Genomic DNA, 13,137 nt, shown 5'->3' with positions numbered 1-13,137 from the left:
CTAATTGTTACATTGAATAGTTCTATGACAAAAATCTCCAAAATATTCTTGATGGTTTTTATTTACTGAATATTGATGAAATAAACTGTCTAATTGCTTATAGATATCTTCTAAGGTCACACTTTCTTGAAAAAGAAAATTCATTCTTGTCCCTGCTCGGTCTGCTCCAAGATATAGGTTGTACCTTGATTTTGATTTCCCAATTAAACCAATTTCGGCTAATTCTGGTCTAGCACAACTATTCGGACATCCTGAAACTCGCATTGAGATTTGCAAGTCAAGTAGGTTATGTTTTAGCAGTAACGCTTCGATTGTATGTTCAAGGTTTGGAATTATCCTTTCTGCTTCTGCAAATGCGAGTGGGCACTGTGGAAAACTTGTGCACCCAAAAAGCTCTTTGCTAAACTCACTTTTATGCTGTGTGTCTAGTCGAAAATGTTTTATTAATGCCTTAAGTAAATCTTTGTTTTTGTCATCTGGTGCTGTGATGTGAAGATTTTGGAAAGAAGTTATTTTCCAATCTACTTGTAGCTCACTGGCAACCTGTCGAATAAATGATTTATAGGGAAATAGTTGATCAGATACTCTACCCGATGGTAATTTAAGCGTATATCTACTTTTACCATTTTCATCAATGTTCCAACCAAAACATTCCTGCCCAGTGGTGAATGCTTGAAATATGGGTGGGTCAAATGTGATTGATGATATTTTTTCTAATTCTTTTTTTGTGAACTCTAGTCCAAGCTCAGCGATGGTGTGTTTCAGTCTGGATAATTTTCTGTCATTTCTATTTCCAAAGTCTCTTTGAAATTCAAGTACGGCTTTCATCACAGCAGGTAAATGTTTTTTTGGGAAATTACCTATCGGTGTACCTAACTTTGGAAAAGTTTTTACATTACCAAATGTATGCCCTAGTCCTCCCCCTAATACTAGCGTAATGCTTTCTATTTCTTTTTCCCCATTTACTATAAACCCTAAGTCATTAGTGAAAAGGTCACAATCATTGATTGGGGGAATGGCAATTGCGGTTTTAAATTTTCTGGGCAAATAACGATCTTGATACATTGCATCTGGTACCATAGTAGTAGTATTGTTACCCAAAAATAAATCTTCATAGGCTTGACTGGTTGGTAAAAACGCATCACTTAATTCTTGTGCCATAACAAGGCATTCTTGAAGCAAGGCGGGTTTGAGAGTATGCGAAGCTGTGGTGATATTCCTATTCACATCACCGCATGTAGCTTTAGAGTCTAAGCCAGCCAAATGTAAATGAGAAATAACTGAGGGGAGATTTTGTTTTGCGATGTGGTGAATCTGGATTGTTTGCCTTGTTGTGCATTTGTAATGTTTTTCTCCATAGCTATCAGATATATCATTTATGGCAATTAATTGCTTTGAAGTTACTATCCCTGCAGGTATTCGAATGCGTAACATAAATGAGTGGTCAGGCTCTAAGCGTATTTTCTCCCTTGCTTCTCTCCTATCGCGATTATCTTGTTGGTATATGCCATGAAATTTAATTAACTGATCATCACCGGTTGCAAGTCTAGAGGTGATAGGATTGTTTAGAGATTGTTTAATTGTACCTCGTAAGGCATTACTATTTATTTTTAATTTTTCAATTTCAGTAGACATCGCGAACTAACACTCCATTAGTTAAAAGTAGATTATATGCCTCTTCTGCCATTTCTGTACTAAGTGATTTATGTTGCTGATAGATTTTTTTTATACTTTGTTCCACACTGACTGCAAGCGTAGATTTTGATCCACATAGAAATAATTTAGCACCTTGTTCTATCCAACTAAGTATTTCTTTTCCGTTGTTGATTATTTGTGAATCAATGTATCCTTGCGCGATAACATCTCTTGAAAATGAAACTGAGAGCTTATCTCCTGGTCTAGTATCTAACCACTCTAGTAAATCTTTTTGGTATAAAAAATTTGTATGCCTAGTCTGCTCACCAAAAAATAACCAAACTTTGTTATTTTTTTGCCTCGCAATTAGTTCAAATATAAATCCTCTAAATGGCGCTAAACCAGTTCCTGCAGAAATCAGTATTAATGGTACTGTTTCATCTTCTGGTAATCTGAAAGATTCATTTGGCTTTATCGTAACTGAACAGGCATCTTGATATTCACTATAATAACTAGAACCAAGCCCTCTTCCGTACAAAGTGCCACGAGTAAATTGTCTTATGGTTAAATGTATTTCTCCAACATGATAATTTGGTGATGAGCTAATTGAATATAGCCTTTCAGATTTATTAGGTAAAAGCTCAATGAATTGTTTAAATGACATATTCCGAGGGGGATAGGTGGTTAGAATTCGCATCCAATCTATATTGTCTAACTGTTTTTCTGAAAATTGCGAAAGTGAGTACCCATTAATTTTTTGGTATTGATTAATGGCAGTCCCGTGTGTTCTCATTATTTCTTTTGAATGTAATGTATTTGTCAGTTCTGTGGTTGAATCACTAAAATACGATGCGATATTTTCAAGCAAATGAAAAGGTGTATGTATGTCAATCAGCAAGCTATCACCAGGTTGGTATGCTAATTGCGCTTCGGTGTTATCTAATGCAACATGGATTACTTTTTTTGAAGATTGATAATCGCAAAGATCATGCACTTCTAATATTGGTAGCGCCACCGACCTGATTTCTCGATGCAAATTTGGAATAGTATAACTACTCGCCGCGCTTAATACCCCGTCGCTTAGAAATGAGCATTGTCTTGCAATCCATTCTGGTACAATCTTTATATAGTCAGTATCAGCCTGAGTGGTTGGTTCAATTTGTTTTGCCCCGCGTGATAACAAAAGTTCTGCGGCATCATTTCCTGCTTTTGCAAATAATGGGTAAGATTTATCCCCTAATGAAAATACAGAAAATTTAAGTTGTGACAACGAATAGTTTTTTTTTGATTGTAAATAAGAGAAAAGCGCTCTTGCATTATCTGGCGGTTCTCCCTCTCCTTGAGTGCTAATAACGAAAACCACTTGTCGTTCTTGTGAAAGTGTCATGGTATTTAGTGAGTTGCATGCAAGTAAAGTGTGGTGTATGTTAGCGATCCCCAGCGCTTCACTAAGTTTTGTTGCTACCCACTTGGCATTTCCTCCTTGGCCAGCATAGATTATTTTTGGAATAGAGTTTGAAAGATTGACCATAGTGAAGTAAAATTATATATATACTACACAATGGGTATATATAAAATAATTATAAAAATAGCTTAATATATATTAAAAACAGATATGCCAATTTACACATTTTCTTGCTCTAACTGCGATCATCGCGAGGAGTTGCTTATTAAATATGAACTAAAACCACCACACTGTTCAAATTGCGGATTAGATACGCTAGTAAGGCAGCTTTCCAAACCAAAATTTCATTTAAAAGGGACTGGTTGGTATGTAACAGATTTCAAAAATCCCACCCCTACTTCTAATAGTACAAATAATAGCACAAAAGAAGACCCCAAAAAAGAGGTCAAGCAAGAAGCTAAGCAAGATACTAAAGAAGTTAAGCAAGAGGCTAAGGAGTCTAAGCAAGAGGCCAAACAAGAGGCTAAGGAGTCTAAGCAAGAGGTTAAAAAAGAAGCCAAACAAGAAATTAAAAAAGAAACTACCAAGCCAAAAGACGGGTCAGGTTGATCGTGGAAAATAAATTTAGAACCCATATTACTTTAGAATGTGGAAAAGTCCAGATAGGGACTTTAGTAAAGGTAAGTGGATGGGTTGAACATTGGCGAGATCATGGCGGAATTGTATTTATTGACCTGCGCGATCATAGTGGCATAGTACAAATAGTTTTTAATCCAGATAATACCTCACTTCATGGACTCGGACAGTCGCTGCGATCTGAGTGGGTAATTTCAGTGACTGGGGTTATTAGAAATCGTCCAGAAGGAACGAAAAATGACAATCTTAATACCGGGCATATTGAGATAGTGGTGTCTGAATGTGAGGTGTTAAATCAATCTCAGGTGTTGCCATTTCCATTAGATGGATCTATAGTTAATGAGGAAACCAGACTTCGATTTAGATATCTAGATATTCGCCGAAATGATATGCAAAATAGGCTCAGGCTTAGAGCGCAGGCGAATATGTTTATTAGGACTATGATGCAAGAACATGATTTTTGCGAAGTGGAAACTCCAATGCTAACTAGAGAAACACCTGAAGGCGCTAGGGATTATGTTGTTCCGAGCAGACTACATCGTGGAATGTTCTACGCACTACCACAGTCACCCCAATTGTTTAAACAGCTACTCATGGTGGGTGGGCTAAATCGTTATTATCAAATAGCTCGTTGTTTTAGAGATGAAGATTTAAGAAGTGATAGACAGCCTGAGTTTACTCAACTTGATCTTGAGCTCTCATTTTGTGATCAAAAAGAAATAATGGAGATTACTGAATTGGTAGTAACTAATCTATTTGAAAGATTTGGTAATAAAAAATTTACAAAACCTATTCCCCATATTACCTATCAAGAATCAATGCGAAAATATGGAATAGATAGACCAGATTTAAGAAACCCATTACATTTGGTAGATATTGATAATCTGGTTAAAAATTGTGGATTTAAAATTTTTTCTACCTGTGCAAATGCAAAAAATTCTCGTGTGGTAGCCTTGAGAGTTCCCCAGGGAGCGGTTAGGCTTAGTCGCTCGGAGATTGATACCTATACAGAAATGGTCCAAGCACAAGGAGCTGGTGGGTTGGCTTATATAAAATGCACCGATCGACAGGTGGGAATAGCAGGGTTACAATCACCAATTATTAAGTTTTTAGGTGAGGAGTTGACCAATACCATCTTAGATGCGTGTTCGGCGCAAACCGGTGACTTGGTTTTTTTTGGTGCGGGAGATGCAAAATTAGTTAATGTAACGATGCACATGCTTAGAGGTGCAATTGCCGACAGTTTAAAACTTATCGATCCAGATGCGCTCTCATTTTGTTGGGTGGTTAATTTCCCACTGGTTGAGTATGATGAATTAGAAAAACGCTATGTTGCTATGCATCACCCATTTACTGCGTGCACTGAATCATTAATAGATTTTAAAGGAGACCCTTCGACTTTATTATCTCATGCATTTGATTTAGTGTTAAATGGCGTTGAGTTAGGTGGTGGTTCAATAAGAAATCATCTGGTCTCTGAGCAACATAAACTTTTTACAATATTAGGTTTATCAGAGGAAGAAATTAGAGGTAAGTTCCAATTTTTATTAAACGCACTTTCTTTTGGAGCTCCTCCTCATGGTGGATTAGCCTTGGGGCTTGATCGCTTATATATGTTGCTTAGTGGCGCAAATTCAATACGAGAATTAATCGCATTTCCAAAAAATCAAAATGGTGTCTGTTTGCTAACCGATGCTCCAAGTTCTTTGGCAAATAGAAAAATAAGGGAGCTACATCTAGCCGTTCAAGAATCAAAAAAAGTATAATTTATGGCTGGTCATTCTAAATGGGCAAATATTCAGCATCGCAAAGGCGCTCAAGACGCAAAACGTGCAAAAATCTTTACAAAGCTAATTAGAGAAATTACTTCTGCAACTAGAGTAGGCGGTAAAGATCAAGAAACTAATCCCCGTCTTCGTCTCGCTATTCATAAAGCACTTGACGCAAATATGACAAGAGATGCTATAGATCGTGCGGTTAAGCGAGGGACGGGTGAAATTGCAGGGTCGGACTTTAGTGAAGCGGTCTATGAAGGTTATGGGCCCGGTGGGGCCGCTATAATGGTAGATTGTTTAACTGATAATAAAATAAGAACTGTTTCTGATGTGCGAGCGGTGTTTACTAAGCACAATGGAAATCTTGGTGTGAGTGGTTCTGTTTCGTACTTATTTAAGAAAATCGGGGTTATTCGTTTTGTCGATGTGACACTTGAAACACAATTATTTGATGTGGCTATTGAGGCAGGTGCGGATGACATAATTGTTATACCTGAGTGCGGAGTTGAAGTGGTAACTCGCCCTGATACATTCGAATTGGTAGTTGCTAAGCTTCGCGAAAAGGGATTTAGTAGTGATGCCGAATTAATTGAGATGCAACCGATTACGACTGTTGCGATTGATGCCGAATGCCAGTTGCAACTTGACAAGATGTTAGAAAAATTAGATTCGCTTGATGATGTACAAGAGGTTTATACCAATGCCAGATCCTCTTAATAGAATAATTGGAATAGATCCAGGATTAAAGAAAACTGGATATGGAGTGATGGATAGTGATGGTGTGTCGACCAAGCATATTGCTTCAGGGGTAATATGCCCAGATGCTTCAAAACCATTGGGAGCAAGATTGTTATTCCTATCAGAACAACTTGCAGAAATATTTCAATTGTATAATCCAAAACATATTGCAGTAGAAGATGTGTTCATGAGTATAAATGCTAAATCATCTTTAATGCTTGGCTACGCAAGAGGGATATGCATGTGTGAGGCGTACAAAGCCAGCCCGCTTACTTTTACTTACAGCGCAAAAGAAGTTAAGTTATCTGTGGTAGGTAATGGTAGTGCTGATAAGAACCAAGTGCAATATATGGTCGGCATAATATTAAATATACGAAATAAGATGGAAGTTGACGCAAGTGATGCACTTGCAGTGGGTATTTGCCACGCACACTCGTATCGCGCCATAGCGTGTGATAGCTATGCTAAGTAAAATCCAAGGAGTATTAGTTGAGGCTGGTGATTTGATATCAATAAATGTTCATGGGCTTACTTTAGATCTTTTTGTCTCGCGATACACTAAATCTCAATTACCCCAGTTCGGTAGTACGGTATCTCTTTTTACTCATTTAGTAATCAGAGAGAATGAATGGTTGTTGTTTGGTTTTTATTTAGCTGTGGAACGAAGTTTATTTCGTCAACTAATTTCAGTCTCTGGAGTTGGCCCAAAATTAGCTCTTGCCATCCTCTCTGGGTATGAGGTTCCAGTTCTCGCGACACATATCGAGAAAAAAAATATTCTTGCTCTCTCGAGCATTTCAGGAATAGGTAAAAAAGTCGCCGAACGAATTGCTTTGGAGCTCCATGGTAAACTTTTTGCTATTTCGCAGGAGCAAGTTGATGTACAAGGTGAGAACGCGCATGATGCGATTAGAGCTTTAGTAGGACTTGGAATTCGTTTATCTGAAGCAACAAAAAAAATTAAATCAATTCCTAATTATCAACAGTTAAGTTTAGAGGAGTTAATACGAGAGGGACTGCAGAAATGATAGACTCTAAAATTGTTGATACCGCAAACGATCCAGCGGATTTATCATTACGGCCACTTACCTTACAGGAGTATGTCGGACAGTCAGAAATGAAACAACAGATGTCTATTTTTATTAAAGCAGCCTTACTTAGAAACTCCTCGCTAGATCATTTGCTTATTTTTGGCCCTCCTGGTTTGGGAAAAACTACACTTGCTACCATTGTGGCTAGAGAACTTAATTCAACGATTAGACACACTTCTGGCCCAGTCATAGAAAAAGCCGCAGATCTTGCGTCATTATTAACAAACCTAAAACCACATGATGTTCTCTTCATTGATGAAATACACCGATTATCTTCGCATGTTGAAGAAGTGCTCTATCCAGCTATGGAAGACTTTCAATTGGATTTAATGATAGGCGAGGGACCTTCGGCTCGCTCGATCAAATTAGATCTTCCTCGATTTACTTTGATTGGAGCCACTACTCGTGCGGGTTTGCTATCTTCACCCCTACGGGATCGTTTTGGTATTGTGCAAAGGTTAGATTATTATGAGGAAAAAGATATTCAAAAAATAATACATCGTTCAAGTAATATTTTAAATATTTCTATATCACCTGAAGCCTCGCAGCGAATTGCTAGTTGCTCAAGAGGAACACCAAGAATTGCCAATAGATTGCTCCGAAGGGTGCATGATGTAACACTTGTTCGTGGGGAAACTTCTGTCTCACTTGCGATAACAGAAGAAACCTTACACATGCTCCATGTTGACACCCACGGATTAGATGAGTTAGATCAAAGATTTTTAAAAACAATTGCAAACATCTACCGTGGCGGACCGGTTGGTCTTGAAACTATTGCGACAACGTTAGGAGAGGATAGCGGTACCATTGAAAATATTGTCGAACCATTTTTACTTAAACGAGAACTCATCGTAAGAGGTCCTCGTGGAAGAAGTATAACTCCAGCAGGGTATAGTGTCATTGGGATGCAAAATCCAAACCCCACCACTCCCTTACTGTAAGTATAATAGTAGAAATGCAAAATCAATTTTTTCATACCTGTAGAGTCTATTATGGTGACACAGATTGTGGCGGGGTGGTTTATTATGCAAATTACTTAAGATTTATTGAGTATGCGCGAATTGAGTTTTTTCTTTTTCACAATATCCCTCTTGAAGTATTAGAGAAAACTTACAATGTCGTTGCTGTAATTAAGAAGATTGACGCACAATATTTATATCCAGCTCGACTTGGAAATCTACTAAAAGTAGGATGTTGCCCAATTTCATACCGAAGAGCAACTATAGTGATGCAACAAGATGTGTATTTAATTCAACCAACAGAAAATGAAGATAGAAAAATATTTACCTGCCAAGTTGAGCTAACTTGTGTCGATACTATAAAATTTAAACCAATCGTAATCCCAGAAATTTTAAAACCTATTTTAATCGCTTGTGGTGCGCGAGAAGAAATCCGTTAACCTGAACGAGATGCCTTATTCTGTGCAATTAAACAAATAACATCATAGGCAATATGTGCGGCAGCTAATGCCGTAATTTCAGCATGATCGTATGCTGGAGCAACTTCTACTATGTCCATTCCAACAATGGAAAGTGGTGCAAGTTTTCTGATTATACTTAGCGCCTCTCTAGAAGTTAATCCACCGCTCACTGGAGTTCCTGTGCCAGGTGCAAAAGCTGGATCTAATGCATCAATATCAAATGTCAAATAACAGGGTAAGCCTGCTGTTCGCTCTATAATCATTTCCGCGACTGCCTGTGCACCTAGTGAACCAACATCTTCTGCGCTAACAATTTTTATCCCTCTATCATCCTCAACTAAAGTCCTAATCCCAATTTGAATAGAGTGATTCGGGTCAATTAACTTTTCATTAACAGCGCGAGTAAACATGGTGCCATGGTTGAGGCCACCTGCGTCATCCCAAGTATCAGGATGAGCGTCAAAGTGAATTAATGCTAATTGAGGGTAATGCGCATGATATGCACGCAAACAAGGGTAGGTAATAAAATGATCACCACCAAGAGTCAAAGCCATTGCACCTTGTGCTAGAATTGATTTTATATGTGCTTCTGCAATAGGAACAATATTGTGCAATTGTTCTAACTCGAAATAACAATCACCGTAATCTGCTATTGCTAGGAGTGAACAAGGGTCTATTGACTGTGGAAATGCATCTAATTCAGCTAATGTGGTTGAGGCAATTCGTATTGCTCGAGGCCCAAGCCTTGCACCTGACCTACCAGTTGTGGCACTATCAAAAGGTATTCCAGTTACAGCAATATCAGCACCTTTAAGATCACGAGTTAATTTCCTGCGTAAAAAACTAACTGTTCCTGCATAAACAGACTCGGTATACTTACCAAGTAATTCTTCACTCCTAAATGCTTGGTCACCAGAAACTCCAAGGTCTTTTCTTTGATGCCTAAAAATTTGTTTTTTCATATTAAATTGGTTGTTAAATTGGAGCGGGTGAAGGGAATCGAACCCTCGCTACTGGCTTGGGAAGCCAGTATTCTACCACTGAACTACACCCGCAACTATTTAATTCCCGCAAGCCCATCGATTTTTTCATCTGGTAAAATTATAAATGTACCTAGTGCTTTTGCATACAGTGTTTGGTTTGAATCTAAAATACAAGCTTCAGTATGTCCAAGTGTTTTGCCACAATGCAAAACGGTACCAGTAATTTGGATGGTGTTTAGAGAAACTCTTATAGTTTTAAAAAAATTTATTTTCATCTCAATAGTATAAGTTCCAATATTGTCACCTAAACATGATACCAGAGATAATCCCATTGCCATATCAAGTATCATTGATGTTATCCCACCTAACAAAACTCCTCGTTTGCTAGCAAATTCATTAGTTATTGTAGCGCTACAATAAACATTTCCTTTGGTAAATGAGTTTATAGTTAGGTTTAATTTTTTTGAGAGTGGATGGGGCTCTATCAATCCAGTCTTGATTGAGTGAACATAAGTCATACCATCCATGGTATTAGTATAAACTAAAATTAATAGATAAGTTGAATTAAAATATCTCATGCTTACTTTACCAGACGGTTCAAAAAAAATCCTACTCCATAGTTGTTGTGCTCCTTGTTCGGGCAGCGTGTTAGAGCTATTAGTTAAATCAAACCTAGAAGTCTCTGTATTTTTTTATAACCCCAATATTCATCCAAAAGAAGAGTATGAGTTACGCAAGAGGGAAAATATAACATTTGCGCAAAAACTAGGAGTGCCATTTATAGATGGAGACTATAACACAGAGCAATGGTTTTCAAAAGTAACCGGTCTTGAAAATGAACCAGAACGAGGAGTGCGATGTAGCGTTTGTTTTGATTTTCGGTTTGAACGCACAGCACAGTACGCAAAAGAACACGGGTTTAAGTATTTTACTAGTTGCTTAGGTATTTCTAGGTGGAAAGATTTTGAACAAATTACTCGGATAGGGAATTGGTGTGCTTCGCGCCATACCGACCTTCACTATTGGGATTTTAATTGGCGCAAACAGGGTGGTTCCAGTAGGATGATTGAAATAGCTAAAGCCGAAGAATTTTACCAACAGGAATATTGTGGTTGTGTGTACTCATTACGAGACACTAATCGGTCCAGAAGTAAGCAAGGGAGAGAAAGAATAAAACGCGGTATTACATTTTATTCAAAAAAGCCCAATCAAAAAAAGGACCAGGATCAGTTTTTCGATTAGGCGCAACATGACAATGACCCACAATACGTTCCTTGGTTATTGAAGGGTAAAATTTTCTTAGTGTGATTGCAAGTTGCGTCAAAGTTTCGTATTGAAACGGTTTAAATGGCTCTTCATCATTGCCTATTAATTCTATTCCAATTGAATAATTATTACAGTTTGGATCTCCATCCAAAGCAGATTCCCCAGCATGCCATGCCCGATCATTGGTGCTTACAAATTGAAATAAATTTCCAGCTGGGTCAATGAGGAAGTGACTTGAAACCTTCAAGTGATGCATGGTTTCAAAATATGGATGCTTACTTGGGTCAAGTTGATTAGTAAAAAAATCAATTACCCATTTAGTTTCTGTATTTTTAGGAGGAAGGCTAATTGCGTGAATTATAATGCAGTTAATTATGGTATCTTGTGTCCTGGAGTCATAATTTGGTGATGGAATACATGTTGATGGAGATACCCATCCCTGTATAGAAATACTATAGCGACTTTGCACGCAAATAGTATATAATTACATTAAAAATAAAGTATGACTACTTTTTTAAGGAAATACTCCTCGCGGCTACTTGATGGCCCGACTCGATCTCAAAGTAGAGCGATGCTACGACCAACTGGATTTTCAGATGAAGATTTTAAAAAACCTATTGTCGGTGTTGCCTCACTCGCTAGTAATGTTACTCCTTGCAATATGCATCTTGACGAGTTAAGTAAACTTTGTGTTGCATCATTACAAGCAAATAATTGCAAGCCAGTGCTTTTTCACACTATAACCATGTCGGATGGAATTTCAATGGGAAATGAAGGTATGAAATATTCACTCATTTCACGAGAAGTTATTGCAGATTCAATAGAAACTGTAACTGACGGATTGGCGTATGACGGATTGGTTACCATTGGATCATGTGATAAAAATATGCCTGGATGCCTGATTGCTCAATTTAGGTTACAACGACCATCAATTTTTATTTATGGCGGAACTATTATGCCTGGCATCTATAATAATAAACCCATTGATATAGTGTCAGTATTTGAATCAGTTGGTGCGTTTAGCAATAAAAAAATTAGTGAAGTTGATTTTTTAGAGATTGAAAAACGAGCCATACCAGGTCCTGGAGCCTGTGGTGGTATGTATACTGCAAATACCATGGCATGCGCAATTGAAGCTATGGGCCTATCACCTTGGGGCTCGTCATCACGAACAGCGATATCTAAAGAAAAAAAAATAGAATGCGATGAAATAGGTAGTGTTTTGTATAACGCCCTTGAGATGGGAATTACCCCAAAGAGCATAATTAATAAAAAATCTTTTGAGAACGCAATCACAACGGTGATAGCTTTAGGAGGGTCAACTAACGCTGTTCTTCATTTATTAGCTATGTCACATTCAGCAAAAATTTCTCTAAATCTAGATGATTTTAAAAGGATAGGCGCAAAAGTACCAGTCTTGTGCAATCTCAGACCATCTGGAGAATTTCCAATGAGTGAGTTTATTAAAATCGGCGGATTGGGACCATTGTTAAAGCGCCTAGCATTAGCAAATCTTATTAATACCTCATGCAAGACAATTTATGGCACAACTTTAGGTGATTATTTAAACAAAGTTCAAGAATATCCAGAAAACCAGAGAATTGTAAGCGATATAAGCAATCCAATTAAAAAAGATAGTCATATAGTCATATTAAAGGGAAATCTTGCTCCGGACGGTGCAGTTGCTAAGATTACTGGTAAAGAGGGGTTAACATTTACAGGAATTGCAAAGGTTTTTAATTCCGAAGAATTAGCCTTGAAAGCAATTTTAAATGGATCAATTAAAGCTGGAATGGTAATTGTGATTAGATATGAAGGCCCAAAGGGTGGTCCAGGAATGAGGGAAATGCTAGCTCCAACTTCCGCAGTAATGGGTGCTGGGTTGGGAAAAGATGTTGCCTTAATCACTGATGGACGATTTTCCGGGGGAACTCACGGGTTTGTTGTTGGGCATATTAGCCCAGAAGCATTTGATGGAGGCCCGTTGGCTTTAGTTAAAAACGGTGATACCATTACTATCGATAGTAACTCTAATGAACTTATCCTTAAAGTATCTCCAGCAGAATTGAAAAAAAGAAAAAAGAAACTTAAGCATCCTCTCTTTAAAAAAATTCATGGTGTTATGGCAAAATATCGTGCTAGTGTTACTTCCGCATCATTAGGTGCAGTAACCGATCTCAATTGTTGA

14 protein-coding genes and 1 tRNA gene are annotated in these 13,137 nt (G+C 37.7%); 9 read left to right on the top strand and 6 right to left on the bottom strand.

All coding sequences use genetic code 11. From position 1 onward, the window contains the following. Both QM538_02285 and QM538_02280 read right to left on the bottom strand, forming a co-directional pair. On the bottom strand, nucleotides 1–1,635 hold the full coding sequence (locus tag QM538_02285; protein MDI9347311.1) for an NADPH-dependent assimilatory sulfite reductase hemoprotein subunit: 1,635 nt from the start codon (nucleotides 1,633–1,635) through the stop codon (nucleotides 1–3). Beyond that, nucleotides 1,625–3,166 carry a sulfite reductase flavoprotein subunit alpha gene (locus QM538_02280; GenBank protein ID MDI9347310.1) on the bottom strand — a complete coding sequence of 514 codons (1,542 nt, stop codon included), beginning with the start codon at nucleotides 3,164–3,166 and terminating at the stop codon, nucleotides 1,625–1,627. The genes QM538_02285 and QM538_02280 overlap by 11 nt, the downstream gene beginning before the upstream one ends. 84 nt (nucleotides 3,167–3,250) lie before the next feature. Here QM538_02280 and QM538_02275 point away from each other — a divergent pair, with 84 nt between their 5' ends. Genes QM538_02275 through QM538_02245 form a run of 7 tightly spaced genes read left to right on the top strand, consistent with a single transcriptional unit; the run spans nucleotide 3,251 to nucleotide 8,679 of the window. After that, the gene (locus tag QM538_02275; GenBank protein ID MDI9347309.1) at nucleotides 3,251–3,649 is read left to right on the top strand and encodes a zinc ribbon domain-containing protein; all 399 of its coding nucleotides are present in this window, start codon (nucleotides 3,251–3,253) and stop codon (nucleotides 3,647–3,649) included. A 2-nt stretch (nucleotides 3,650–3,651) separates the two neighbouring features. Continuing rightward, nucleotides 3,652–5,442 carry an aspartate--tRNA ligase gene (gene aspS, locus QM538_02270; protein ID MDI9347308.1) on the top strand — a complete coding sequence of 597 codons (1,791 nt, stop codon included), beginning with the start codon at nucleotides 3,652–3,654 and terminating at the stop codon, nucleotides 5,440–5,442. 3 nt (nucleotides 5,443–5,445) lie between these two features. Beyond that, on the top strand, nucleotides 5,446–6,168 hold the full coding sequence (locus QM538_02265) for a YebC/PmpR family DNA-binding transcriptional regulator (GenBank protein ID MDI9347307.1): 723 nt from the start codon (nucleotides 5,446–5,448) through the stop codon (nucleotides 6,166–6,168). After that, entirely contained in the window at nucleotides 6,152–6,661 is a 510-nt protein-coding gene (ruvC, locus tag QM538_02260; protein MDI9347306.1) for a crossover junction endodeoxyribonuclease RuvC, read from the top strand. Before QM538_02265 ends, ruvC begins: the two co-directional genes overlap by 17 nt. Beyond that, nucleotides 6,651–7,217, top strand: coding sequence for a Holliday junction branch migration protein RuvA (gene ruvA, locus QM538_02255; protein ID MDI9347305.1), 567 nt, complete (start codon nucleotides 6,651–6,653; stop codon nucleotides 7,215–7,217). Before ruvC ends, ruvA begins: the two co-directional genes overlap by 11 nt. After that, a complete protein-coding gene (gene ruvB, locus QM538_02250) occupies nucleotides 7,214–8,221 on the top strand; it encodes a Holliday junction branch migration DNA helicase RuvB (GenBank protein ID MDI9347304.1) in 1,008 nt (335 codons plus the stop codon). Before ruvA ends, ruvB begins: the two co-directional genes overlap by 4 nt. A 14-nt stretch (nucleotides 8,222–8,235) precedes the next feature. After that, nucleotides 8,236–8,679, top strand: coding sequence for a YbgC/FadM family acyl-CoA thioesterase (locus QM538_02245; GenBank protein MDI9347303.1), 444 nt, complete (start codon nucleotides 8,236–8,238; stop codon nucleotides 8,677–8,679). Here QM538_02245 and speB read toward each other — a convergent pair. The 3 genes from speB to QM538_02230 form a co-directional block, all read right to left on the bottom strand. Beyond that, the gene (gene speB, locus QM538_02240; protein ID MDI9347302.1) at nucleotides 8,676–9,662 is read right to left on the bottom strand and encodes an agmatinase; all 987 of its coding nucleotides are present in this window, start codon (nucleotides 9,660–9,662) and stop codon (nucleotides 8,676–8,678) included. The genes QM538_02245 and speB overlap by 4 nt on opposite strands. A 19-nt stretch (nucleotides 9,663–9,681) precedes the next feature. Continuing rightward, nucleotides 9,682–9,755: transfer RNA gene (locus tag QM538_02235), tRNA-Gly, on the bottom strand. Nucleotides 9,756–9,757: 2 nt separating this feature from the next. Next, nucleotides 9,758–10,210, bottom strand: a complete 453-nt coding sequence (locus tag QM538_02230; protein MDI9347301.1) for a PaaI family thioesterase — start codon at nucleotides 10,208–10,210, stop codon at nucleotides 9,758–9,760. A 49-nt stretch (nucleotides 10,211–10,259) separates the two neighbouring features. Between QM538_02230 and QM538_02225 the strand changes: the two genes are divergently transcribed. After that, on the top strand, nucleotides 10,260–10,925 hold the full coding sequence (locus QM538_02225; GenBank protein MDI9347300.1) for an epoxyqueuosine reductase QueH: 666 nt from the start codon (nucleotides 10,260–10,262) through the stop codon (nucleotides 10,923–10,925). Here QM538_02225 and ampD read toward each other — a convergent pair. Beyond that, nucleotides 10,867–11,418, bottom strand: a complete 552-nt coding sequence (ampD, locus tag QM538_02220; GenBank protein MDI9347299.1) for a 1,6-anhydro-N-acetylmuramyl-L-alanine amidase AmpD — start codon at nucleotides 11,416–11,418, stop codon at nucleotides 10,867–10,869. The two genes, QM538_02225 and ampD, sit on opposite strands and share 59 nt — an antisense overlap. Nucleotides 11,419–11,451: 33 nt before the next feature. On the opposite strand from ampD, the gene ilvD reads away from it, so the two are divergent. After that, nucleotides 11,452–13,137, top strand: a complete 1,686-nt coding sequence (ilvD, locus tag QM538_02215; protein MDI9347298.1) for a dihydroxy-acid dehydratase — start codon at nucleotides 11,452–11,454, stop codon at nucleotides 13,135–13,137.

It is taken from the genome of Candidatus Methylacidiphilales bacterium, assembly GCA_030054035.1.
In the GTDB taxonomy this organism is placed as follows: Bacteria; Pseudomonadota; Gammaproteobacteria; order JASGCS01; family JASGCS01; genus JASGCS01.
The sequence above is the reverse complement of the archived record's forward strand: the minus strand, read 5'-3'. Positions and strand labels throughout refer to the sequence as shown.